Source organism: Micromonospora sp. NPDC049047 (genome assembly GCF_040649135.1).
Lineage (GTDB): Bacteria > Actinomycetota > Actinomycetes > Mycobacteriales > Micromonosporaceae > Micromonospora.
Genome location: NZ_JBEZEY010000023.1, coordinates 1 through 23,992, shown reverse-complemented (window position 1 = coordinate 23,992; position 23,992 = coordinate 1). Strand labels below are relative to the sequence as shown.

At 71.8% G+C, this 23,992-nt stretch carries 20 protein-coding genes; 14 read left to right on the top strand and 6 right to left on the bottom strand.

Features of this window, described 5'->3' with window-relative positions; all coding sequences use genetic code 11:
- Positions 1-138: 138 nt before the first annotated feature.
- From AB0B86_RS27410 to AB0B86_RS27395, 4 genes are all read right to left on the bottom strand, one after another.
- Positions 139-1,371 carry an acyltransferase gene (locus AB0B86_RS27410; protein ID WP_357420096.1) on the bottom strand — a complete coding sequence of 411 codons (1,233 nt, stop codon included), beginning with the start codon at positions 1,369-1,371 and terminating at the stop codon, positions 139-141.
- Entirely contained in the window at positions 1,368-2,273 is a 906-nt protein-coding gene (locus AB0B86_RS27405; RefSeq protein WP_357420095.1) for an alpha/beta hydrolase, read from the bottom strand. Before AB0B86_RS27405 ends, AB0B86_RS27410 begins: the two co-directional genes overlap by 4 nt.
- Before the next feature lie 99 nt (positions 2,274-2,372).
- Entirely contained in the window at positions 2,373-3,035 is a 663-nt protein-coding gene (locus tag AB0B86_RS27400) for a response regulator transcription factor (protein ID WP_357408850.1), read from the bottom strand.
- Complete coding sequence (locus AB0B86_RS27395; RefSeq protein ID WP_357420094.1) at positions 3,032-4,261, bottom strand: histidine kinase; 1,230 nt, start codon at positions 4,259-4,261, stop codon at positions 3,032-3,034. Before AB0B86_RS27395 ends, AB0B86_RS27400 begins: the two co-directional genes overlap by 4 nt.
- 155 nt (positions 4,262-4,416) lie before the next feature.
- Here AB0B86_RS27395 and fabG point away from each other — a divergent pair, with 155 nt between their 5' ends.
- From fabG to AB0B86_RS27375, 4 genes are all read left to right on the top strand, one after another.
- Complete coding sequence (gene fabG, locus AB0B86_RS27390) at positions 4,417-5,121, top strand: 3-oxoacyl-ACP reductase FabG (protein WP_357408846.1); 705 nt, start codon at positions 4,417-4,419, stop codon at positions 5,119-5,121.
- Positions 5,122-5,157: 36 nt separating this feature from the next.
- A complete protein-coding gene (gene fabI / locus AB0B86_RS27385; protein WP_357408844.1) occupies positions 5,158-5,925 on the top strand; it encodes an enoyl-ACP reductase FabI in 768 nt (255 codons plus the stop codon).
- Positions 5,926-6,025: 100 nt separating this feature from the next.
- Positions 6,026-7,078, top strand: coding sequence for a ferrochelatase (locus AB0B86_RS27380; protein ID WP_357408842.1), 1,053 nt, complete (start codon positions 6,026-6,028; stop codon positions 7,076-7,078).
- Positions 7,071-7,850, top strand: coding sequence for an HAD-IIA family hydrolase (locus tag AB0B86_RS27375; protein ID WP_091403868.1), 780 nt, complete (start codon positions 7,071-7,073; stop codon positions 7,848-7,850). The genes AB0B86_RS27380 and AB0B86_RS27375 overlap by 8 nt, the downstream gene beginning before the upstream one ends.
- 356 nt (positions 7,851-8,206) lie before the next feature.
- On the opposite strand, the gene AB0B86_RS27370 is transcribed toward AB0B86_RS27375, so the two are convergent.
- A complete protein-coding gene (locus AB0B86_RS27370; RefSeq protein ID WP_357408840.1) occupies positions 8,207-9,001 on the bottom strand; it encodes a hypothetical protein in 795 nt (264 codons plus the stop codon).
- Positions 9,002-9,189: 188 nt separating this feature from the next.
- Between AB0B86_RS27370 and AB0B86_RS27365 the strand changes: the two genes are divergently transcribed.
- Positions 9,190-10,002, top strand: coding sequence for a DUF3097 domain-containing protein (locus AB0B86_RS27365; RefSeq protein ID WP_357408838.1), 813 nt, complete (start codon positions 9,190-9,192; stop codon positions 10,000-10,002).
- Positions 10,003-10,180: 178 nt separating this feature from the next.
- On the opposite strand, the gene AB0B86_RS27360 is transcribed toward AB0B86_RS27365, so the two are convergent.
- Entirely contained in the window at positions 10,181-11,494 is a 1,314-nt protein-coding gene (locus AB0B86_RS27360) for a serine hydrolase domain-containing protein (protein WP_357408836.1), read from the bottom strand.
- A gap of 110 nt (positions 11,495-11,604) precedes the next feature.
- On the opposite strand from AB0B86_RS27360, the gene AB0B86_RS27355 reads away from it, so the two are divergent.
- The 9 genes from AB0B86_RS27355 to AB0B86_RS27315 all read left to right on the top strand — a co-directional run bounded on the left by AB0B86_RS27355 (position 11,605) and on the right by AB0B86_RS27315 (position 23,856).
- On the top strand, positions 11,605-12,078 hold the full coding sequence (locus tag AB0B86_RS27355; protein ID WP_357420093.1) for an NfeD family protein: 474 nt from the start codon (positions 11,605-11,607) through the stop codon (positions 12,076-12,078).
- 5 nt (positions 12,079-12,083) lie between these two features.
- Positions 12,084-13,190 (top strand): SPFH domain-containing protein, encoded by a 1,107-nt coding sequence (locus AB0B86_RS27350; RefSeq protein WP_357420092.1) that lies wholly within the window; start codon positions 12,084-12,086, stop codon positions 13,188-13,190.
- A 151-nt stretch (positions 13,191-13,341) separates the two neighbouring features.
- Positions 13,342-14,145, top strand: a complete 804-nt coding sequence (locus tag AB0B86_RS27345; protein ID WP_357408830.1) for a hypothetical protein — start codon at positions 13,342-13,344, stop codon at positions 14,143-14,145.
- Between the two features lie 527 nt (positions 14,146-14,672).
- Positions 14,673-15,671 (top strand): hypothetical protein, encoded by a 999-nt coding sequence (locus AB0B86_RS27340; RefSeq protein ID WP_357420091.1) that lies wholly within the window; start codon positions 14,673-14,675, stop codon positions 15,669-15,671.
- A 201-nt stretch (positions 15,672-15,872) separates the two neighbouring features.
- On the top strand, positions 15,873-16,874 hold the full coding sequence (locus tag AB0B86_RS27335) for an L-histidine N(alpha)-methyltransferase (protein ID WP_357408826.1): 1,002 nt from the start codon (positions 15,873-15,875) through the stop codon (positions 16,872-16,874).
- 13 nt (positions 16,875-16,887) lie between these two features.
- Complete coding sequence (locus AB0B86_RS27330; protein ID WP_357408824.1) at positions 16,888-18,390, top strand: class I SAM-dependent methyltransferase; 1,503 nt, start codon at positions 16,888-16,890, stop codon at positions 18,388-18,390.
- A 56-nt stretch (positions 18,391-18,446) separates the two neighbouring features.
- Complete coding sequence (locus AB0B86_RS27325) at positions 18,447-21,179, top strand: hypothetical protein (RefSeq protein WP_357420090.1); 2,733 nt, start codon at positions 18,447-18,449, stop codon at positions 21,177-21,179.
- On the top strand, positions 21,176-21,565 hold the full coding sequence (locus AB0B86_RS27320) for a hypothetical protein (RefSeq protein WP_357408820.1): 390 nt from the start codon (positions 21,176-21,178) through the stop codon (positions 21,563-21,565). Before AB0B86_RS27325 ends, AB0B86_RS27320 begins: the two co-directional genes overlap by 4 nt.
- A 26-nt stretch (positions 21,566-21,591) precedes the next feature.
- Positions 21,592-23,856, top strand: coding sequence for a transglycosylase domain-containing protein (locus AB0B86_RS27315; RefSeq protein WP_357408818.1), 2,265 nt, complete (start codon positions 21,592-21,594; stop codon positions 23,854-23,856).
- Positions 23,857-23,992: the final 136 nt, after the last annotated feature.

Sequence of the window (23,992 nt, the reverse complement as noted above, 5' to 3'; positions counted from 1 at the left end):
GGGGTGGGGACGCGCACACGAAGTCGTGACCGGGCGACTCCCGGCGACCGTCGGCGAACCGACGGCGCGGCACACACCTCGGCGTGGGCCGAGGGTGGGGGAGCGGAGCGGGGTCAGCTCACCAGACTGAGTCGTGGCTCAGCGGGGCTGACCATCGGCCCGGCCACGACTGGGAGGATCGCTATCTCGCACAGCGATCACCTCCTGCAAGTCGGGCGGGCCGGAACGTCGATGATCGTACACCCGCGGTGCCGGCGGAACGCACTCGGCCGACCGGCCGGCGACCCCTCCGCCGCCCGGTCGGCGTCGCACCCGCGGCTGGCCCGTCCGCACGACAGTGACCAGCGCCGCGGCGAGCACCGGCAACCAGCAGAGGCGCGCCAGCACCCAGCCCGGATCGTCCGGCGCGGTGTGCAGACCCGGCAACGCCAACCCGCCCCGGGCGGTGAGCGCGGTCACCCCCACCAGGATCGGCTGGTGGGACAGATAGATCCGGAACGCGAACCGGTTCACCTCGGTCACCGCCCGGCCCGGCAACGGCCGGGCCAGCAACCGTTCCAGTGCCGGCCGGGCGAGAAGCCCCAGCCCGACCTGGACCACCGCCAGCGCCACGGCCAACAACGACGGCGGGTTCAGGTTGGACACCCCGGCCCCGGGCACCCCCACCGCGCTCACCGGGTAGCCCAGCGCCAGCAGCGCCGCCAGTGCGACGGTCCCACCCGCCACCAACGTGCCGCCCGCCCGCCGGCCGTCCAGCCGCGCGTCGGCGTGCGCCACCCCCAGCAGGTAGGGCACCGACCAGGCCGCCAGCACGGTGAGCGGGGGCAGGTCGGTGCCGCCCGGCAGCAGGCGCACCGCCAGGTCGGCCGCGGCGACCATGACCACCCCCGGTACGACACAACGCGCCGCCCCCCACCGGCGTACGGCGGCGCGCAGCGGGCCGGTCGCCGCGACCAGGAACACCAGCGGCACCAGGAACCACAGCGGGCTGACCGCGAGCCGCAGCGCGACAGCGAGCGTGTCGTCGGAGGTGCCGACGACGGTGGCGGCGAGCAGCACCGCTGCGCCCACGCCGAGGAGCGCCACAGCGGGCAGCAGCAGCCGGCGCAGCCGGCCGGCCAGCCAACGGCCCGTACCGTCCGGGTGGCGGGCCAACGACCGGGCCGAGCCGAACCCGGCGGTGAAGAAGAACAACCCGAGCGTCTGCAACACCCAGGTCATCGGGGCCAGGCCGGGCAGGGCGGTAAGCGGACTGGCCTGGTGCAGCCCGCCGTCGCCGGTCAGCACCAACCCGGTGACCAGCCAGTGCCCCAGCACCACCCCGCCGATGGCGTACGCCCGCAGCGCGTCGACGGCACGGTCCCGGTTCACCGCGCGTCTCCGAGCCGGTCGGCGTCGGCGCTGTCCAGCACGACCGCCGCCACCGCGACAAGCGTGGCGCTGCCCGGCGCCAGGTAGCCGTCGTGCCCGCTCACCCCGCCCACCGGCAGCGGTTGGGCGCCGAACGACGGGTCACCGGGGCGGCGGCCGAAGCCGATACCGGGCAGTCGTACCGACGGAACCCGACGGATCCAGTCGGTGCTCGCCTCCGCCGCCCAGAGCCGCCGCCCGCCGGGCAGGTCGTCGGCGCGCTGCACGCCGGCACCAACACCGCCGAGGCTCACCACGTCGGTGACCTGGGCCGGGGCGTCCGCCGCCGCCAGGGCCACCACGAGCGCCCCGTAGCTGTGCCCGACCAGCGTGATCGTCGCCGCCGGACGACGCGCGGCCAGCTCCCGCAGCAGCCCGGCCAGCCCGGCCGCGCCGCGCCGGGCGCTACGGCCACCGGCGGCCGTCAACACCCCGTCGGGCGGGTCGTAACCGAGCCAGGCCAGCACCGCGACCCGCGCCAACGGCTCGCTCGCCCGCAACTCGCGGTAGAGCCGCCCGGCCTGCACCGCCGGCGCCCGCCGGGCCACCCCACCCAACCCCCTGTCGAAGTCGGCGAGGGTGCTGCCGACCCCCGGCACCAGCACCGCGATCCGGTCCGCCGTGGCCAGGTCGCCGAGCACCTCGACCGCCCGGCCGTCACCGCGCGCGTCGAACAGCAGGAACCGGCGTCCGTCGGCCGCCCAGTCCGCGTACGGCGGGCCGGCCGCGCGCATCGCCGCCGCCATCACGGGGTACGCCTCGACGAACCCCGCCGCCGCGACCGGCTCGGGTCGGGTCGGCAGGACCAGGTTCACGCCGAGCAGTGCGGCCAGCGCCAGCCGGCTGGCACCTCGTCGTCGCATCTCGTTCTCCCTCCGGAATGTCGTCCGGAGGGAGAGTGCGCGGGCGGGGGGTGCGTGATCGTCATGCCGGGGAGCCGTCTGCGGGGTGGCTCCACGGGACTACTCGCCGGCGGCCACCAGACCCGTCTCGTACGCCAGCACCACCGCCTGGGCCCGGTCGCGCAACCCCAGCTTGGCCAGGATCCGCCCGATGTGCGTCTTCACCGTCTGCTCGGCCACCACCAGGTCACCCGCGATCTCCGCGTTGTTGCGACCTCGGGCGATCAACCGCAGCACCTCGGTCTCCCGTGGGGTGAGCCCGGCCAGGTCGGTGGGGCGAGGCCGGCGACGGTCCGGGCGGGCCGCGAACTCGGCGATCAACCGTCGGGTGACCGCCGGGGCGAGCAGCGCGTCCCCGGCCGCCACCACCCGTACCGCCTGCACCAGATCGGCTGCCGGGGCGTCCTTGAGCAGGAAACCGCTGGCCCCGGCGCGCAGCGCCTCGTACACGTAGTCATCCAGGTCGAAGGTGGTGAGGATGAGCACCCGGGGGCGCTGCGCCGACCTGTCGCCGAGCAGCGTGCGGGTGGCGGCCAGACCGTCCAGGACCGGCATCCGCACGTCCATCAGCACCACGTCCGGGTCGAGCCGGCGGGCGGCGGCGACGGCCTGCGCGCCGTCGGCGGCATCACCCACCACGAGCAGGTCCGGCTGGGCGGCCAGCAGCGCCCCGAAGCCCTGTCGGACCATCGCCTGGTCGTCGGCGATCAGCACCTTGATCACGCGTCCCCGCCCTCCGGCTCGTACGGCAGCTCGGCCGCCACCGCGTAACCCCCGTCGGGCAGCGGCCCGGCGGTGAACGTACCGCCGAGCGAGGTGGCCCGCTCCCGCATGCCGGTCAGGCCGTGCCCGGAGCCGCCGTCGGCGGTCGGTCGGACGTCGGCCGGCGAGTTTTCGACGCGTACCTCCAGGCCGGACGGACCGACGCGGACGGTGACCCGCACCGCGGCCCCGACCGCGTGCCGGGCCGCGTTGGCCAGGCACTCCTGCACGATGCGGTACGCGGCCAGCCCGACCGGCGCGGGCACCCGGTCGTCGTCCACCAGCTCGGCGTCCAGGGTGACCGGCAGCCCGGCCCGGTGCGCCGCGTCCACCATCGCGCCCAGGTCGGTCAGGTCCGGCTGCGGCGCGGTCTGCGGTCCGGTCGTCTCGCTGCGCAGCACCCCCAGCAGCCGCCGCATGTCGGTGAGCGCGTCGCGGGCCGAGGCGGCGATGGCGACGAACTCGGCGGCCGCCGGGGCCGGCACGTCGCTCAGCCGGTACGGAGCCGTTTCCGCCTGCACCGCGATCAGCGACATGTGGTGGGCCACCACGTCGTGCATCTCCCGGGCGATCCGGGTGCGTTCCTCAAGCACCGCCCGACGCTCCTGCTCCCGTTCGCTCAGCTCCGTCTGCGCGGCAAGCGCCCGCCGGGACAACCGGTTGCGCCGGATCAGGTCGCCGCCGATCGCCGACGCGCCGAGTAGCGCCAGCACGGCCGGCCGGTTGTCGGGGTGCACGAGGGTGAGCACCGGCACCGTGCTGATCGCCACCACCCAGGCCAGCACCGGCCGGTCGACACGCGCGACGACCCCCGCGAGCACCGCCACCGAGCCGAGCGCCAGCGGCGGGGTCCACGGCCACGGCTGGTCGGCCGGCGCGTTGAACGTGCACACCAGCAGGGCCAGGACCGTCAGCCGCCAGGCCAGCAGCGGACGCCGGGGCAGCGCCAGCAGCGGCGCCACTGTCATCGCCGCGAACAGGACCGCGATCGGCGTCGGCAGGCCCCAGTCGCTCTCCACCGTCACCGTGATCCAGAAGAGACCGAGGGCGGCGAGCAGGCCGACCGGCCCGGCATGGCGGGCCAGCCCGGGCCAGCGGGCCAGCAGCGGCCGGCCGGGCGGGGCGTCCGGGCCCAGCAGGGTCTGCCGCAGCGCCCGCAGGGCCACGACGACAGGTTGCCGTCTCATCACCCGCAGGCTACGGGCCGAGGCCGTCACGGGGCGTGCCACCAGGGGTTGATCCCGGTGTCGTACCTCGGTGTGACACGACTCCCGTTAGCGCTTACCTGCCGGTAACGCCTAGGCTCCGACGCGTCCGTGCTGACCATCCGCAAGGAGGAACCGTGGCCCGTACCGTGCTGGTGACCGGGGGTAACCGGGGGATCGGCCTGGCCATCGCGCAGGCCTTCGCCAAGCAGGGCGACCGGGTGGCGGTCACCCACCGCAGCGGCGACGCCCCCGAAGGGCTGTTCGGCGTACGCGCCGACGTCACCGACGCCGCCTCCGTCGACGCCGCGTTCGACGCCGTCGAAGCCGAGCTGGGGCCGGTCGAGGTGCTTGTCGCGAACGCCGGCATGACCGCCGACACGCTGCTGCTGCGAATGACCGAGGAGCAGTTCACCGGTGTGGTGGACACCAACCTCACAGGCGCGTTCCGGGTCGCCAAGCGGGCCTCCGGGAAGATGCTCCGCGCCAAGTGGGGCCGCATGATCTTCATCTCCTCGGTGGTCGGCCTCGCCGGCGGCGCCGGGCAGGTCAACTATGCCGCCAGCAAGGCCGGTCTGGTCGGCGTGGCCCGCTCGATCACCCGGGAGCTGGGCAGCCGCAACATCACGGCCAACGTGGTGGCGCCCGGCTTCATCGACACCGACATGACGGCCGGCCTGCCCGAGAACCGCAAGGCGGAGATCCGCAAGACGATCCCGGCCGGCCGGATGGCCAGCCCGGACGAGGTCGCCGGGGTGGTCACCTGGCTGGCCTCCGACAGCGCCGGGTACGTCTCCGGCGCCGTGATCCCGGTCGACGGCGGCCTCGGCATGGGCCACTGATCAGCGCATCTCAACAACGTACGGAGGAACTCCCGGATGTCCGGACTGCTCGCCGGTAAGCGGCTGCTCGTCACCGGTGTCATCACCGACGCCTCGATCGCCTTCTCGGTGGCGAAGCTCGCCCAGGAGAACGGCGCGCAGGTCGTGCTCACCGGCTACGGCCGGCTCTCCCTGGTCGAGCGGATCGCCAAGCGGCTGCCCGAGCCGGCTCCGGTCATCGAGGTGGACGTCACCAACCCCGACCACCTGGCCAGCCTCGCCGACCGGGTCCGCGAGCACGTCGACGGCCTCGACGGCGTCGTGCACTCGATCGGCTTCGCCCCGCAGAGCTGCCTGGGCGGCGGCTTCCTCGACGCCCCCTGGGAGGACGTGGCGACCGCGCTGCACGTCTCCACCTTCTCGTACAAGTCCCTCGCGATGGCGGCGCTGCCGCTGATGTCCCCCGGCGGCGCGGTGGTCGGCCTGACCTTCGACGCGAAGGTGGCCTGGCCGGTCTACGACTGGATGGGCGTGGCCAAGGCCGGTCTGGAGTCGGCGTCGCGCTACCTCGCCATGCACCTGGGCAAGCAGGGCATCCGCAGCAACCTGGTCGCCGCCGGGCCGCTGCGCACCATCGCCGCGAAGTCGATCCCCGGCTTCGACGAGTTCGAGGACGCCTGGTCCGAGCGGGCCCCGCTCGGCTGGGACCTCGGCGACCAGGTGCCCGCCGCGAAGGCCTGCCTGGCGCTGCTGTCCGACTGGTTCCCGGCCACCACCGGCGAGATCGTCCACGTCGACGGCGGCTACCACGCCATCGGCTCCTGACGTTCCCCCGACGACGCCCCCGACCGCCGCCGACGTGACCCACACGGCCGGACCAGGGGGCGTCGCCGGGTGGTCCCGGCCGACCGGCAAGAATGACACCATGTCGTACGACGCGGTGGTGCTGGTGTCCTTCGGTGGCCCGGAGCGACCCGAGGACGTGATGCCGTTCCTGCAGAACGTGACCCGGGGTCGAGGCGTGCCGCCGGAGCGGCTGGCCGAGGTCGCCGAGCACTACCAGCACTTCGGCGGGGTCTCCCCGATCAACAAGCAGAACCGCGAGTTGCTCGCCGCGATCCGCGCCGACTTCGCCGCGCACGGGCTCGACCTTCCGGTCTACTGGGGCAACCGCAACTGGGACCCGATGCTCGCCGACACCGTGACCCAGATGCGCGACGACGGCATCACCCGGGCGCTCGCCTTCGTCACGAGCGCGTACGGCGGTTACTCGTCCTGCCGGCAGTACCAGGAGGACATCGCCGCCGCGCGGGCCGCGGTCGGCCCGGACGCCCCGGTGATCGAGAAGCTGCGCCAGTTCTGGGACCACCCCGGTTTCGTCGAGCCGCACACCGACGCGGTCCGGGCGGCCCTGGGGCAACTCGACCCGGCGCGGCGGGACACCACCCGGCTGGTCTTCACCGCCCACTCCATCCCCAGCTCCATGGCGGCCAACGCCGGCCCGCACGGCGGCCGGTACGAGGCACAACTGCACGAAACCGCCCGCCTGGTGGCCGCGGCCGCCGCCCCCGACCTCGCGTACGACCTGGTCTGGCAGAGCCGCTCCGGTCCACCCCAGGTGCCGTGGTTGGAGCCGGACATCAACGACCACCTGGCCGCCCTCGCGCAGGGTGGCACCACAGCTGTGGTGGTCAGCCCGATCGGGTTCGTCTCCGATCACCTCGAGGTCGTCTGGGACCTGGACACCGAGGCGCTGGAGACGGCCAAGCAGTTGGGCCTGGACTTCGTCCGGGCCGCCACCCCGGGCACCGACCCGCGTTTCGTGACAATGGTGCGGGAGTTGATCACCGAGCGGACCGAACCGGACGGCGCGCAGCTGCGCCGTCGCCTCGGTGAGCTGCCGATGTGGGACTCCTGCCCGACCGTCTGCTGTGTACCGACCCGCCGTCCGACGCCTGCTGGGAGCACCGATGCATGACCGTAAGCCCGTGCAGAGTTGGCTGACCGACATGGACGGCGTGCTGGTGCACGAGGGGCAGCCGGTGCCCGGGGCGCCGGAGTTCATCAACCGGATGCGTGCCTCCGGCAAGCCGTTCCTGGTGCTGACGAACAACTCGATCTACACCCCGCGTGACCTGACGGCCCGGCTGAGCCGGATGGGGCTGGACGTGCCGGAGGAGTCGATCTGGTCGTCCGCGTTGGCCACCGGCCAGTTCCTCGCCGACCAGCGGCCGGGCGGCACCGCGTACGTCATCGGTGAGGCCGGACTGACCACGGCGCTGCACGCGGTCGGCTACGTGCTCACCGACTTCGCCCCGGACTACGTGGTGCTCGGCGAGACCCGCACCTACAGCTTCGAGGCGATCACCAAGGCGGTCCGCCTGATCAACGACGGGGCGCGGTTCATCTGCACCAATCCCGACGTGACCGGCCCGTCCGTGGAGGGTGCGCTGCCCGCCGCCGGCTCGGTCGCCGCGATGATCTCCAAGGCGACCGGGGTGGAGCCGTACTTCGTCGGCAAGCCCAACCCGATGATGATGCGCTCGGCGCTCAACACGATAAACGCGCACTCGGAGAGCACCGCGATGATCGGTGACCGGATGGACACCGACATCCTCTGCGGTCTGGAGGCGGGGCTGGAGACCATCCTGGTGCTCACCGGGATCAGCAGCCGCACCGAGGCGGAACGTTACCCGTACCGCCCGTCCCGGATCATCAACTCGGTCGCGGACCTGCTCGACGAGATCTGACCGCACGGCGCTGCCGGCGCTTGCCCGTGCCGCTGACGCTGCCGCGCGCTGCCGAGCGCGGCCTGTGATGATCGCGCGGCCTGTGATGATCGCGCGGCCTGTGATGATCGCGCTCTATCCAGGATGTAGTGGTCACCAGCTGCGCCGAAGGCCACTACATCCATGTTCGAGCGCGATCATGGCCGGTGCGCGGGCGTGTCGGGCCGGTGCGCGGGCGTGTCGGGCCGGCGTCGGGGCGTGTCGGGCCGGTGCGCGGGCGTGTCGGGCCTTGCGGCGGGCGCATCGGACCGGCGGCTGGCGCGTCGGGCCTTGGCGGCGTGGCGCGGGTCCTCGTGGTGTGGCGCGGGGTGATCGGGTCAGGGGCGCAGGGGGGCGTTGCAGGCGGCCACCAGCGCCTGACGGCAGGCCGTGGTGAGGGGACGCAGAGCCGCGTCGCGCTGCTGGGCCTCGTAGTTGTTTATCGCGCCGCCGGGTGCGGCGTGCCCGGCCAACGCGAGCACCCGATCGAGCACCGCGGCGCGGGCGAAGAGCCGGCGGGCTCGCGGATCGAAGCCCGGTGGCAGGTCGGTGGCGCCGTCCGGGCGGCGCAGCGCGGCCAGCGCGCCGGCCAACTCGGGCCGCCACTGGGCCACGTCGAGTCGGGTCAGCGCGGCGGTCGTCTCGGCCAGCGCGGCGGCCAGCTCGGCCTCCGCCTCGGCGGCGCCGGGCAACGAGAGTGACGCGGCGGGCGCGTTTGCCGGCAGCGGATAGACCCGCCAGAGCACCGTCTCGAAGCAGTCTCCCGAGCCGGAGGTGTGCGAGCGCACCTGGGGGATCAGACCGAGCCCGCCGGCGACCACCGCCTCGCCCGTGACCAGTGCCGCCCCGGCGAAGTCGCCCGGCCCGGGCAGCCCTCGGGGGTCACCCGGCGCGGGCAGCACCAGGCGGATGTCGTCCGGGGAGAGCTTGGCCAGGGTGGGCAGCGCGGCACCCAGCGGGATGTCGGTCCAGGTGCCGGGGGCGTCCGCGACGAGGTGTTCCTCGTCGCCGGCGATGGCGTCGGCGACCTCGTCGTAGGGCACCAACCCGGCGCGCCACGCGCGCACCCAGGCGACGAACCGGCTCGACCGGCGCGGCGTGAGTGTGGCCGCGCCCGCTGCGGGGGTGGACATGCCGAAAGGGTACGTGGTCCTGACCGGCCCTGTCTCGACTGCCGCTCCGGTCGCCCGGCCTGCCCCGAACTACCCTGTTCGCCCCGATTTTCTGCCACGCTGCCGGGCCCCGGCCCGGCCGGCGGGTGGGGGCGGGTGGGCGGTGTGTCGGGGCCGGGGGCGGAGCCGCGGAGGTTAGCGTGATCGTCATGGCGGGGCGATACAGCGAGGACGTGTTGGCGGGGGACTGGCGGCGGCGGAAGGTCACCCCCGAGGTGGACGCCGAACCGGATCTCGTCGTGGAGGATGCCGACTCCGGGTTCTGCGGGGCGGTGGTGGGCTTCGAGGCCGGCGCCGTGGTCCTTGAGGACCGGCATGGCCGGCGGCGCAACTTCCCGCTACTGCCGGCCGCGTTCCTGCTCGACGGCCGCCCGGTGACCCTGCGCCGTCCGAGCCGGGCCGCGGTGCCGGCGGCCCGGCGACGGACGGCCTCCGGTTCGGTGGCGGTCGACAACGTGAAGGCCCGGGTGGCCAAGGCCAGCCGGATCTGGGTGGAGGGCATCCACGACGCCGCGCTTGTCGAGCGGATCTGGGGCGACGACCTGCGGATCGAGGGTGTGGTCGTGGAGCCGTTGGACGGCATCGACGCCCTCGACACCGAGGTACGCGGCTTCGACCCCGGCCCGACCCGACGCCTCGGCGTGCTCGTCGACCACCTCGTGCCGGGCAGCAAGGAGAGCCGGATCGTCGCCCAGGTGACCTCGCCGTACGTGCTCGTCACCGGCCATCCCTACGTGGACGTCTGGCAGGCGGTGAAGCCGGCGGCGCTGGGCATCGCGGCGTGGCCGGTGGTGCCACCGGGGCAGCCGTGGAAGGAGGGGGTCTGTGCCGCCCTCGGGGTGGCCGAGCCGGCGGCGATGTGGCGGCACATCCTGTCCCGGGTGAACAGCTTCGCCGACGTGGAGACGCCGCTGATCAACGCGATGGAACGCCTTATCGACTTCGTCACCGAACCAACCTGACCCACCCGCGCGGTCCCGCGCCCGCCTCCGCCACGATCCGCGACGGCTGCCTTCGGGGCGCTGGGGGGAGCGACATCAGGCAAGGTTCGCGGATCGTGGCAGGCGCCCGGGGGCTCGGCGCGGTTGCGCGGGCTGTCGGGTGCGACGGAGGGGTCCGCCTCGGCCGGAGCGGCGCGACTCAGGGCTCCTGGTCGGGGGTGCGGGTGTAGACGAAGGTCGCGATGTCCAACGCGACCGCCCGGCCCTGCTCGTCCCGGCGCACGCTGAGAATCTCGCCGTCCTGCTCGCCGGCGCGCCCCCGCCACCTGTCCGGCCCCTCGGCCACGAAGCGGAGGTCGGGTGCGCCGACGGGGCCGGCGTGCAGGTCACCTGCGGCGTCGGCGTACACCTCGATGAAGGTGCCCATCCACCACCAGTGGCCGGTCAGTTCGGCGAGGTCGGCGGGCGGCGCGGCCTCGGCCGGCCGCCACGGGGTGACAGGTGCGGGCTCGGCGTCCAGGACCAGCGTGAGCAGTCGCCGGCCGAGCGCGCCGATGTGACCACTGCGGAAGCCGTACGAGTTGGCGAAGCCGACAACGGCGGTGCGGCTGGGCCGGTGTACGGCCAGTGAGGCTACGTAGCCGGGCATCGAGCCGCCGTGGCCGACGAAGACGCGGTCGCCTTCCCGGTGGAGTTCGAGGCCGAGACCGTGCCCGTGGGTCCAGGACTTCAGGTCACTGATCACCACGGGGGAGCACATCTCGGTAAGGGTGTCGGCGGCCAGCACCGACGGGTCGGGGTCGGCGAGGAACGCGGCCCAGCGGCCCAGGTCTTCGATCGTCGACCAGAGTTGCCCGGCGGGGGCCATCGCACCGGTGTCGGTCCGCGGCTCCTCGCGCACTGTGTCGTGCCAGGGGTGGACGACGTAGCCACGGGCGAACGGCTCGATGGCCGCGTAGGTGGTGCGGGGCAGGCCCAGCGGGGTGAGGATCCGCTCGCCGAGGAGGTCCACCCAGGGGGTCCCGGTGAGCCGTTCGAGCAGCCCGCCGAGCAGCGCGTACGCCAGGTTGGAGTAGTGGTAGGTGGCGTGCGGCGGATAGGCGATCTTGTCGGGATCGACCCCGGCGAGCAGGGTGGTCAGGTCGACCCCGGCGGTCCGCTCCCACCACTCGCCCTCGGGCTCGCGCTGGATGCCGCTGGCGTGCCCGAGGAGCTGGCGCAGGGTGAGCGAGCCCACGCCGGTGCCGGGGAGGTGCTCCTCGAGCGGGTCGTCGAGGGCGAGGCGGCCGGCGTCACGCAGTTGCATGATCAGGGTCGCGGTCATCGTCTTGCTGATCGAGCCGAGCCGGTACTGCAGGTCGGCGTCCGGGCGGGGGTGCTCGCCGGCGGTGGCCAGGTGGACCAGCGCGCCGTCGCGGACCACGCCGAGTACCAGCGACGGGGCGTGCCCGTCCAGCTGCGCCTGGGCGACCTGGGCGTCGATCCGTCGGGCGGTCTCGGGCAGCAGGGTCAACGGGATCTCCTCGGGGTCGGACCTTCGGATCGTGGTCGAAACTGGGCGGCGCCGAGCCTACTGATCTTCCAGAGGAGGCCGCGCGTGCATTTGCGTGTCACGATCGTGGGGTGGACGCCGTGGTGTGGATCGTATTGGGTGTGCTGCTGGCCGTCGCCGAGATCTTCACGACGACGCTGTTTCTGATCATGTTCGCGGCTGGTGCCTTCGCCGCTGGCGGTGCCGCCGCGCTGGGTGCGTCGGTAGCGGTACAGGCGCTTGTCTTCGCGGTGGTGTCGGCGCTGAGTCTGTTGGTGGCCCGGCCGGCCCTGCGGCGGCATCAGCGTTCGGCGCTGGAGAGCGGCGACCAGCCGTTCGGCCTGGAGGCGATAGTGGGTTCCACGGCCTTGGTGCTGGAGCGGGTGGACGCCGACCACGGCCTCGTCAAGATCGACGGTGAGCTGTGGAGTGGCCGCTCGTATGACACGACGCAGACGTTCGACCCGGGTCAACGGGTTCGGGTGATCAAAGTCCGGGGCGCGACCGCCCTGGTCTGGCAGGACGATATTTCTTCCGCCGGCGAGCTGCCGGAAGCGAGAGGGTGAACGGGATGACCTTAATCGGGGTGGTGGTGATCGCGGTGGCGTTGATCGCCGTGATAACGCTGGCGAAGGCGGTGCGGATCGTGCCGCAGCAACGCCAGGACGTGGTGGAACGGCTTGGCAAGTACAAGCGCACGCTCACCCCGGGCCTCAACCTGCTGGTGCCGTTCATCGACGCGGTGCGCACGAAGGTCGACATGCGGGAGCAGGTGGTCAGCTTCCCGCCGCAGCCGGTGATCACCTCGGACAACCTCGTGGTCTCGATCGACACGGTGCTCTACTTCAAGGTGGTCGACGCGGTCCGGGCGACCTACGAGATCTCCAGCTTCCTGCAGGCCATCGAGCAGCTCACCGTCACCACGTTGCGTAACGTGATCGGCTCGCTCGACCTGGAGCGGGCGTTGACCAGCCGGGACGAGATCAACCGGCACCTCTCCGGGGTGCTGGACGAGACCACCGGCCGGTGGGGCATCAAGGTGACCCGGGTCGAGATCAAGGCGATCGAGCCGCCGGCCAGCATCCGTGACTCGATGGAGAAGCAGATGCGCGCCGAGCGGGACCGCCGGGCGGCGATCCTCACCGCGGAGGGACACAAGCAGTCGCAGATCCTCACCGCCGAGGGTGAGAAGCAGTCGGCGGTGCTGCGGGCCGACGGTGACCGGCAGGCCCGGATCCTGCAGGCCGAGGGTCAGGCGAAGGCGATCCGGACGGTCTTCGACGCGATCCACCAGGCGAACCCGAGCCAGAAGGTGCTCGCATACCAGTACCTCCAGGCCCTGCCGCAGATCGCGCAGGGCAGCGCCAACAAGGTCTGGATCGTCCCGGCCGAGCTGACCAAGGCCCTGGAGGGGATGGGTGGCGCGCTCGGCGGGTTGAGCCAGATGGTCGGGGACCTGCCCGCACCGGAGGCCGCGGACCACGCGAGCCAGGTGGAGCGCGAGGCCGCGGAGGCGGCGCAGGCCGCGGCCGCCGCCGCCCAGCAGATCCACGACGAGGTACGCGTCGCCGAGGCGCAGGCCACCGGCGGCAACAAGCCGCAGGGGCTGCCCGCGCCGGAGCCGGTGTCGCCGGCCAGCCTGACCGAGGATCCGGCCGACAAGCGCGAGCGCGGCTGATCCAGGACGCCGGTCGCCCGACCGGATAAATGCGAGAAAGACTCATGGGGCGCTCCGAAGCCTGCCACGATCGGTCCTAGGACGGGTGGTGACCAGGCAATCGGGGCGCCCCGGCGCGTTCCGCACCACTCGCGGACGAGCGAGGTGACGCATGAAGGATCCGGCGAATCGGATGTGGTCCTCGGCCCCGGTGCCCGGCGCGCACGACCCCCTCGCCCCGCTGGGATCCCGCAGCACCGGTGGCGGGTTCGGCGTACTGCCGTTCGTCGACGAGCCGACGCCGGGCAGCCCGGCCACCAACGCCAGCTGGGCCTGGTCGGTGCGCCGGTTCGCGCGGGCGGCCGTGTGGCTGCTGCCCGCGTACGCCATCCTCTACGGCGTGGTGGCGATGGCCAGCGACGGCGGGGTGGGCAACGACCCCTATCCGGCCGACGGCCGGGCGGCGTACCTGATCGGTTGGGTGGCCGCGGTCTGGCTCGGCCTGCTCGCGCTGCTGGCCCTCACCGGGCTGCTGGCGGCGACCCGCAGCCGCCGGGTGGCCGCCGCCGGGCTGCTGGTGAGCATCGCCGGCACCGTGCTGATGCTGCCCTTCGCCGGGCTCGCCGAGCAGACGCCGGTCTTCGGCACCACCGCACGGTCGCTGGTCCTGCTCGGCGCGACGTTCTACAGCGTGGGCTGGTTTCTCACCGGGTGGGCGGTGGCCCGCTCGGGCACCTTCAGTCTTGGTGACGGGGTCATGCTGATCATCGCCGCGCCGCTGCTCGGCCTGGGCGGTGCCCTGATCGGCTCGCTGCAGACGTTCGGCGCGATCTTCGTGCTGATCGCCGGCATCGGTATCGGCTACCGTTCCGGCCGCCTGATGCCCCGGGAAACCGCCCGCGACGCGGCCAGCGCCAGCCTCTCCACTCCGGCCGGGCCGCCCACCGCCCCGGGTGGCCCCATTTCCGCCGCCTGATTCGTGCCGGCGATAAACCTGCCGCGGGTTAGCCCATACGACGAAATGAGGTTGTCCCGCGGGCCTACGGCGGCGGGAAAGACGGTTCCACGGAACTGTCGGATCCGTGACCTTCGGGTTGGTCGGGTCGAGCCGTGGTCGGCCTGTGCCGACATCGTCACCGCCACTCGTCGATAGCGGTGAGGCGGCTGGTGACGTCGGGGCGGACAACGGTTTCGTCGACGTAGCCTCGGCACTCGACAGTGCGCCGCCGCTGGTGACGGCCCAGTTCGCGGGCTCAGAGCGCGGCTGGGCAGCGGCCGGGCACCGATCCGGTCGACGCGCCCCGGCTCCGTCGGGCGGTGATCCGCCCGAGGTCCGACTGTGTGGCCCCGGAAAGCACACAGCCCATGGCGCCCCGTCCCAACGGCGCGGCACGGGTCCGTTTGGCCATTGTCGGCGGACGCAACGCGGAGGCGTCTCGCCGCGGGATCGTGCCACCATTGGTGCTCAATTCCCGGCGATGTCGACATTCATGGAGCAATATCGTGGCTGCGCTTCCCCGATTGACCGTGCTGCTCTGCGATAACGATAGTTCCGCTGCGGGCCGGCTCTACCAGGAACTGACCTCCAGCCCTCTGGTGGAGCGGGTGGTGGCGGTCGAGACCCTTGCCGACGCCGCAGCGCGGGTCGCGGGCGCGACGGAATTCGACGTGCTCATCGTCGATCCACTCAGCACCGATCTGGCTCAGGCCGCCCGGTTCGTTCTCGCCCGGACGGACGAGGGCATCGCGACGGTGCTCTACGTGGACCTGGCCCGGGTCGAGGAACAAGCGGTGACGTTCTACCACGGAGACCGCACCCGGCTGCGCGATGCCATCACCCTCGACAAGCGCACTCCGCCGGAGATGTTGGGGGCCGAGGCCGACGTGGTCCTGACCAAGTGTCAGGCGTTCCGGCTGCTCGCCACCGGCAGATCCCGGGCGGATCGGCTCCTCGGCGAGGTGCGCGAGCGGGCGAGCAGCACTGGCGACGACGAATTGGAACGCCTGGTCGACGACGTCGACCAGGTGCGGATTCTGGAGCATGTTCGGCCGGAACCGGGCCTGGTGCGACCGAAGGTCGCCAGCAACACCGTTTTCCTGTCCTACCGCTTCAAGGAGGAGGACGGCTTCGTCCGGGGTCTCACCGGATTGTTGGAGGACCAGGGTTTCACCGTGATCACCGGCCGGGCCGCGGACGGGTACGTCGGAATGGCGGTGCTCAACCGTATTCGGGAGTGCGAGTACTTCGTATCGTTGATGACCCGGGCCCGGCAGTTTGCCGAGCCCGGGGAGAAGTTCGCGACAAGCGCCTGGCTGATCGAGGAGAAGGGAGCCGCCCTCGCCTTCAGCAAGTACATGGTGCTGCTGGTGGAGGAGGGGGTGGACGACATCGGCGGGCTGCACGGCGACTGGCAACGGCACCAGTTCACCGCGCCGACGTTCACCACGGCGGCCCGCGCCGCCGTGCAACAGTTGCGTAAACGCAGTGGCCGGCCCGACTGAGTCGCCCGGTGCGCAATTCAGCCGTTCGGCTTGAATGTCCGGCCGATGGTCGGTGGCGATCAGCTTATTGGTCTGCTACTAGTGGCGAATGAGGTGCTGTGGTTGCAGATCCTGAAACAATCCAGGCGTACACGAGCCATTGTCATGCGTCATTGCCCTACTATCAGGTCGGCGGCAGCTCTGACTTCGTCGGAGGGCATTGTGGCGGAAGCGATCGGCGCGGTGGGCACAGGCGCCACCAACCTGCCACCACAGCCCGATCCGACAGGTGACGCGAGCCGTTGCCCGTCACCACACTTCGAGTGCGAGCGGCATCGTCGAGCCGCGCTGGCCGCCATCCACGCCGGTCAGCTGCCACTCAAGTTCGCCTACGCCGGCAGTGCCGCCCACACGCACGACGCGTACGCCAGCACCGACGACTACCTGAGCATGCTCACCTCTGCCCGGCACGAGGCCGAAGCCCTGCTGGCGGCCCAGGCGCTGACCGCCGACGCGCTCGCGGTAGCCGAGATCGGCCCCGGCAACGGCCGGCGCAGCAGCGCCTTCCTCGGCCACCTGACCAGCCTCGGTCACCCCTGCCAGCGTTACCTCGCGTTGGACTTCAGCGCCACCCTGCTCGCCATCGCCTGTCACCGGTTGGCCCGCTTCGCCGCCGGCCGGATGAGCGTTGACTCTCACGTGTGGGACATCGAGTCCGGCGTGTCCGAGGGTGTCGAGCGGTGGCGACCCGGTCCTGAACCGGTGGTCGTCTGCCTGCTCGGGCACACACTCGGCAACCTGGAATGCCCGACCGCTGCCCTGGCCAACATCCGAGCCTCGCTGCGCCCGCACGACGTGCTCGTGCTCAGCGTGGTGGTCGGTCGGCCGGACGAGCCGGCGGAGACGGTGCTTGCGCCGTACCGCTGCCCGGAGTTCCGCGCCGCGGCCCTGGAGCCGCTGCGCGCCGCCGGTCTGCCCGAGGTCGACCTGGATTTCGTGCTGCAGTGGCGCGACGGGGCGGTGACCGGCGAAGCAGTGCTGCTCCGACCGGGCGTCCTGGGTGGCGCAGAGGTGCAGGCGGGCCATCGCGTCCGCTGTTTCCAGTCCCGCAGGTTCCACTATCCCGACGCCATCGCCGCCGTCAGGGAATCAGGGTGGCTCATCCGGCACGCCGAGTTGGTGCCCGGGAGCCATCATTTGGTGATCACGGCGTCGCGAGGGTGAGGGAGTGGTCGAGATGACCGAGCGAAAGGGGGCGCCGGGGAGGGTCACGCCAGCCGACCTGATCGACCGGGCGCGGCGGGCCAGCCTCTTCTACCGGGCCTCCTACGAGGGCACCGACCCCAACTCGGTGCGGCTACCCGGCGCGGCGATGGACGAGTTGGTGCAGGGGTTGGTCGCCGGGGTGCACGACGAGCTGTGCCAGATAGTCCCGTACACCACCGCGAGCCGGTCCGTCGACCCGTTCTCCCGGGCGATGTTCCGCCAGTTGGCGCAGCGGGCCACGGTACGCCGCATGTACCTGGTGCCCGGGGAGGACGTGGGCACCGGCGCTGTCGACAAGCAGTTGGCCGAGGACCTGGAGCATGATCTGGACGCGGTGATGGTGCCGGTGTTCATCGCCGGTGAGCCGCCGCTGGCGCCGATGACCGACATGTGGCTGATCGACGGTCAGGTGGTGGTGCGGCAGGAGGTGGGCGGCGACGGCCTCGCGTCCTGGGTGGTCAGTGGTCACTCCGACGAGGTGAGTCAGGCCCGCCTGCTCTGGGATCGGCTGCGCAGCCAGGCATGCCTCCCCGACCGTGGTCGACCGCGCCGGCCCGGCCTGGAGCTGACCCGCTGGCTGCTCCAGTCGGCGAACATGCTGTACGCGATGGCCCCGATGTCCTGCGGACCGTCCCACCTGGACCGGACCGGCTGCTCCTGGTACCACCAGTCCTGGCAGTACCTGCGGCTGTTCGACATGGTCAGCAGCCCGCAATGGCACGCCGAGTTCTACACCAGGCAGTTGGCCGAGGCGTTCCGCCAGGGCGCCCGCCGGGTGTTGATCAGTGGCACCGCCGACTACACCCTGCTCGCCTACATCCTGGAGGCGGCCCGGTCGGCGGTCGGTGTCCTCCCCACCGACCTGGACGTGCACGTGCTCGACATGTGTCAGACGCCGCTGCTGGCCTGCGACTGGTACGCCAAGCAGGTCGGTTCCCGGGTCCAGGTGCACCAGGCGGACGTGACCTGTCCCGACGCGGTCGCCCGGCTCGTCGAGGACGGCCGGTTCGACCTGGTGCTGGCCGACGCGTTCCTGACCCGGTTCAACCGCGACTCGGCGGACACCGTGCTCGGCAGCTGGTCGGCGCTGCTGAACCCGGGTGGTTCGGTGATCACCACCGTCCGGTTGCACCCGGGCAACGAGTGGCCCAGGGATGACGAGGAGCAGGACGACCGGCACCGGGTGTCCGATCTCGTCGACGACTTCGAGCTGCGCTTCCGTGAGCGGGCCGCGGGCTGGCGGGGGCTGCTCTCGGTGGAGCTGGACGATCTCGCCTACGCGGCCCGCCGGTACGCCACCCGGATGGCCAGCCACGACCTCGGGGACGCCGACGACGTGCGGGCGGCGTTCAACCGAGCGGGATTCCGGGTGTCCGATTCGGACGTCGAGTCGGTCGACGGCGAACTGGTGCGGACCCAGTACCTCCGGCTGCGGGTGGACCTGCCCTGCGACAGCACGAGGATTGGCGGTTAGCATCAACATGTCGTGGTGATGTGGTTGACCCACGGTGATCGCCGAAGGGGGGGTCGGTGCCCGACTATTCGCCCTGGTTGGCCGTCAACGCTCTCAGCCCCAACGCGAGCGCGTACGAGCTGCTCACCGCCGCCCACAAGGACCTCACCGCCCAGACGGCCATGCTCGACAAGCGACCCGCCGCGCTGCGGGTCGTCAGCGCGGCGACGGAGTTCCTCGACGGGGTGGGGCACGAGCTGGTCGTCCGGGTCGAGGCGATGGGGCGCCCCACCGAGGTGCGACTCTCCGAGGATGCCGTCCGGGCCACCACCGAGGACACCGACGGCACGCACGGTGTCACGCCGCTGGTGCTACTCGCGTACGCGCTGCAGAAGGACCCGTTCGGTCCGAGCTGGCGGCCCAAGCGGGTCGGGCACGCCGAGCGGCCCTCGGCCGCCGCGATGGAGTACTACGCCAAGCTGGACCGGTTGACGGAGAGCTCCACGAAGGTCGAGCTTCAGCTCGAAGAGGGCCGCGACGTGGTGGTCATCGGCGAGCACGGCTGCGGGAAGTCCGCGCTTGTGGCAAACGTCGCCGACAAGCGCTCCGGTGCCGGCGACGGCGTCGTCTGGCTCAACCTCGCCGACCCGGCCGACGGCCCGGAGTCCATCATGCTGGCGCTGTTGGAGCAGGGGCGCAGCAACACCGGCCACTACCTGGTGGTCCTGGAGAACCTGCACGCGAACCCGCCGGTGCTCAACGAGATGTTCGACTGCCTCAACCGGCTGCGCTCCGACTTCGGGCTGGACGTTCAGGTGCTCGCCACGAGCTGGAAGTCGGCCGGCCCCAGACTCGCCGGCGGCGAACCCACCCGGGAGCTGCGCCAGGTCCTCGCCGAGGGAAAGTCGCTGATCAGCCAACTGTTGGTCGAGAGCGGCATCAGCGAGGCAAACTGGCCGACGATCCGGCGGTTGGCTCAGGACGACGTCCACATCGCGCTGACCGCGATCGACCTCTACGGTTTGCGCGGTGGCGTGCCCACCGAGGCGGACCTGGAGGCCTACTACACCCGGCAGGTGTCCACCGACGACCAGCGGGAGATGCTCTACCGCCTGGCCTGCCTCGGCGTGCTGGAGCTGCAGATGGCGACCCGCGAGGCGGGTCAGTTGCGGACGACACTCGAGCAGTTGCGCGACGACGGCCTCATCTTCCAGGTCGACGGCGCCTACCTGATCGGCTCCCGCCGTCGGGCTCAGCTGGTGATGAACCACGCCCTCCAGCACTGGAAGGCTGCCGACCTGTGGAAGCGCCCGGAGCACAACGTGTGGCTGCATCTGCAGCGCGGTGGAGAGCGCCTGATGAAGGCGACGCTGGGTCGGCTCGACCAGCTGGTCTCGCCGGACATGGCCCGTACCGACAGCCTGCACCTGCTCACCACCTGGGAGATGCTGATCCGGCACGGCCGGTCGATGCGGCGGCAGAGCGCCGAGGACCCGTCCTGGGGGGACAATCTCGGCGCCGCCGTCTTCGCGGCGAGTGCGCTCGTTCAGCTCAACCACGTCGAATCCTGGCAGGAGATCGCCGACAAGGTGCGAGCCCGCTGGAGCTACGACGCTCCCGACTGCAAGCTGCCCGAGCCCGTGGGTGGTGTGACCGCCGACTACGAGGACTTCGTCAAGATCCAGGAGTCGATGGCCGAGGAGGACGCCATCCTCGGGGCGGCGCCACACCTGGCCGGCATCCGCGCCGACGAGCTGGACACCGATCGGATGTACCGCAACTGGGTGCTCGGTCTGCTGCTGGGCTTCGAGGGCGCCGCGCCGGCGAAGTACCAGGACCAGCAGCGGATCGACCTCCTGATCGAGGTGGCCCGCCGGGCACAGGAGGACGACGGCAACTTCTACCCGGCGAGGGTGCCCTGGGTGACCGCGCGGGTGGTGCTCGGCCTGTGCCAGGCGAACCTGCGGGTGGACCACCCGGTGGTCGAGGACGCCTGCAAATGGCTCCAGCTGCAGGTGTCCGAGGGCGGGCCGTTCGACAACTGGTGGCGCAGCGGCACCGGCACGTGGAACCGCGACGAGGCCACCACCGCCATGAGCCTCAGTGCCCTGAGGCGAGCCGGGGTGCCGATGCGGCCGGGGATGAATACCGCTTATGCCTGGCTGCTGGGGCGGGAACGGGAGTGGGCCACCCAGGGCCGGGAGATCGACATGGCTCAGGCGCTGGAGGCGACGCTGCTCTGCACCGAAGCCGCCAGTGACGCCCCGCACCACCTGAAGACGCTGGTCCAGCGGATCACCACCGAGCGGAGGAGCCCGACGCTGCTGCGCACCGCGCCCGAGGAGCGGCTACGCATTCCCTTCGTGGCCGCCCAACTCGCCGACATCGTGTGGCGCATCGTGCAGCTGGAGAGCCTGAAACTGTTCGCCGACGTCATCAACCCAGGTCGGCCGGAGCCGTCCGAGCTGTCGGAGGTGGCCGTGGCGCCGCAAACCGTCGAGTCGTCCGCCAACGGGGCGACGATGTCCAGGCGTCTTCTGCGCGCCTGGCAGCGCGGCTGCGAGCAGATCGAGGGGACCATCCGCGACAAGATCAGCAAGCGCGACGGACCGATGCGGACGCCCGCCGTGGAAAAGGTGATCAGCGAGCAGTTGGCCTACCGTGCTCAGCTCACGGAGCTGAGCAGTCGGCTCGACGAGCACGCCGATCGGGAGCTGTTGGAGCAGATCGACGCGCTCGGTAGCACTGTCTGCGGCGTCGCCTGGCCGGATCTGCCGTGGCCGGACTTCGGGCCGGAGGAGGACGCGTGAGCATCGCGGTGCCGGCGCCGTCAACGCTCAACTTCCTGGCCGGGCTCTTCGCCGGGGCCGGGATCAACATGCTCACCTCCGTCTCCACCGGCCCACCGGGCAGCGACGTCTCCACCGGCAAGATCGCGCTGGATTCGGCGCTCTGGGTGGTCGCCGCCGGCTTCCTGACCTGGGCGGCGCACCTGTTCCAGGCGGCTGAACGCGACGCCGACCTCTACATCGACCGTGATTTCAGCGAGCCCGAGAAGCACGAGATCCGGCAGGAGTACCTGCGCCGGGCGTTGCGTCGCGCCCGGCTGCCGTTGACGATGACGGTTCTGGCGCTTGTGTGCGCCGTGCTCCTGTTGCCCGGGTTCATCCGCTGGAGCGGCGTACTGGGGGGTTGACGGTCGGGCCGCTGCCACGGTTGGCGGTGAATTGCCTGACAATCGCCGCCCACGCTGGCCGTTTTCCGAACTCCGTGGCAATCCTGGGAAACATGGCCGCCCCCCGCTCGCCGCTGTCGCGGCTGTTCACCGTGCTGCTCGCCGGCGTGTTGGCCGGGCTTGTCCTGGCCGTCGCCGCGCTCCCCGGCAACCTGCTGCTCGGGCTCGGCGCCCGCGCCGCGCTCGGGTCGTACGCCGCGTTGCCGGCCTCCCTGAAGACCCCGGCCACCCCGCAGCGCTCGTACCTCTACGCCAACGACGGTAAGACGCTGATCACCACGTTCTACGACGTGAACCGCACCGACGTCCCGTTGTCGGAGATCGCCCCGGTGATGCGGCAGGCGATCGTGGCCGCCGAGGACCGGCGCTTCTACGACCACGGTGGGGCGGACCTGCGCGGCCTCGCCCGGGCACTTGTGGCGAACGTCAAGGGCGGTGGCACCGAGCAGGGCGGCTCGACGCTGACCATGCAGTACGTCCGTAACGTCCTCAAGACCGACCCCACCCGCACCGCCGAGGAGCGGGCCGCCGCCACCGACCCCACCGTCGGTCGCAAGATCCAGGAAATCCGGTACGCGAGCGCGCTGGACAAGAGCCTCGGCAAGGACGAGATCCTCGACCGGTACCTGAACATCGCCTACTTCGGCTCCGGCGCCTACGGGATCGCGGCGGCCAGCCAGCGGTACTTCGGCAAGGCACCGGCGCAGCTGACCCTCGCCGAGTCGGCGCTGCTCGCCGGCCTGGTGCAGTCCCCGGACGCGTACAGCCCGATCAGCGGAGACAAGGACGACGCGCTGGCCCGCCGGTCGTACGTGCTGGACTCGATGGTCGCCACCAACGCGATCACCGCCGCGCAGGCCGCCCAGGCCAAGGCGGAGCCGCTGGCCCTGCACCCCACCGCGCAGCCCAACGGCTGCACCGCCGTGTCCCAGGGGCACGACGACTGGGGCTACTTCTGCGACTACCTGCGGCGGTGGTGGGTGGCCCAGCCGGCGTTCGGGGCGACCGTCGCGGAGCGCGAGCAGGCGCTGCGCTCCGGGGGCTACACCGTGATCACCTCGCTGGACCCGAAGATCCAGGCCACCGCGCAGCAGCAGGCCACCAAGGTCTACGGGTACGACAACAAGCGCGCCCTGCCGATCGCGGCGGTCCAGCCCGGCACCGGCCAGGTGTTGGCGATGGCTGTCAACCGGCACTACAGCCTGGCTGACAACCCGGCCGGACAACCGAACTACCCGAACACCGTCAACCCGTTGATCTCCGGCGGGGCCAGCGTCGACGGGTACCAGGCGGGTTCGACGTTCAAGCTGTTCACCATGCTCGCCGCGCTGGAGTCGGGCCGTACCCTCTCCACCGGCTTCGACGCGCCGGCCAAGCTGCCCACCCGGTACGCCGCCGAGGGGCCGGGCAGCTGTGACGGCAAATGGTGCCCGGCGAACGCCAACCCGGACTGGATGGACGGGTACCGGATGATGTGGGACGGCTTCGGCCGCTCGGTGAACACCTACTTCGTCTGGTTGGCCGAGCAGGTCGGCCAGGACAAGGTGGTCGAGATGGCGCAGCGGCTCGGCATCACCTTCCGCGCCGACTCCGATGCCGCCTTCGCCAAGAACAACGCCGAAAACTGGGGTTCGTTCACCCTCGGCGTGGCCGCCACCACCCCGCTGGACCTGGCCAATGCGTACGCCACGGTGGCCGCCGACGGCACCTACTGCGCCCCGGTGCCGGTGGTCTCGGTGACCGACGCGAACGGTGCGAAGGTGCCGGTTGGTCAGCCAGCCTGCAAGCGGGTCCTCGACCCCGACGTCGCCCGTGCCGCCACCGATGCCGCGCGCTGCCCGGTGGGTCAGCAGTCGGCGTTCGGGCAGTGCAACGGTGGTACCGCGACCGGGGTGAACGACATCCTCGACGGCCGGCCGGTGGCCGGCAAGACGGGTAGCTCGGAGCAGAACTCCACCGAGACGTTCGTCGGCTTCACCCCGCAGGTCGCGGTGGCCGGCATCGCCGCCAACCCGGACGACCCGGCCGACTCGGTGGGGTCGGCCGTGCAGACCAAGGTGATCGACGCGGTCGCCCGGGTCATCGCGACAGCCGTCAAGGGCCAGCCGGAGAAGGCGTTCGCCGCACCGAGCCACGAGTTGGCCGGCGACCCGCACCGCCCGGTAGAGCGCCCCAGGACCCCGCAGCCTCCCCAAAACCAGAACGAAAACCCGCTGTCCCCGCTGGAACGCTGGTTGAACCGCCGAGGCTGAACCCCACCCCCGCCCCCACCCCCGCCCCCGTCCCCACCCGTCGATCATGGACCTGTGGTGCCCGTTGTACGGGTATTTGCGGGCCTCTGTCCACCACCACAACTCCATGATCGACGGGGCAGGGGGTGGGGCCGCG

Excerpts from the sequence above, each read along its gene's own strand:
- AB0B86_RS27405 (WP_357420095.1), bottom strand. The coding sequence starts at position 2,273 with ATGCGACGACGAGGTGCCAGCCGGCTGGCGCTGGCCGCACTGCTCGGC.
- AB0B86_RS27395 (WP_357420094.1), bottom strand. The coding sequence starts at position 4,261 with ATGAGACGGCAACCTGTCGTCGTGGCCCTGCGGGCGCTGCGGCAGACC.
- fabI (WP_357408844.1), top strand. The coding sequence starts at position 5,158 with ATGTCCGGACTGCTCGCCGGTAAGCGGCTGCTCGTCACCGGTGTCATC.
- AB0B86_RS27380 (WP_357408842.1), top strand. The coding sequence starts at position 6,026 with ATGTCGTACGACGCGGTGGTGCTGGTGTCCTTCGGTGGCCCGGAGCGA.
- AB0B86_RS27375 (WP_091403868.1), top strand. The coding sequence starts at position 7,071 with ATGCATGACCGTAAGCCCGTGCAGAGTTGGCTGACCGACATGGACGGC.
- AB0B86_RS27370 (WP_357408840.1), bottom strand. The coding sequence starts at position 9,001 with ATGTCCACCCCCGCAGCGGGCGCGGCCACACTCACGCCGCGCCGGTCG.
- AB0B86_RS27365 (WP_357408838.1), top strand. The coding sequence starts at position 9,190 with ATGGCGGGGCGATACAGCGAGGACGTGTTGGCGGGGGACTGGCGGCGG.
- AB0B86_RS27350 (WP_357420092.1), top strand. The coding sequence starts at position 12,084 with ATGACCTTAATCGGGGTGGTGGTGATCGCGGTGGCGTTGATCGCCGTG.
- AB0B86_RS27345 (WP_357408830.1), top strand. The coding sequence starts at position 13,342 with ATGAAGGATCCGGCGAATCGGATGTGGTCCTCGGCCCCGGTGCCCGGC.
- AB0B86_RS27330 (WP_357408824.1), top strand. The coding sequence starts at position 16,888 with ATGACCGAGCGAAAGGGGGCGCCGGGGAGGGTCACGCCAGCCGACCTG.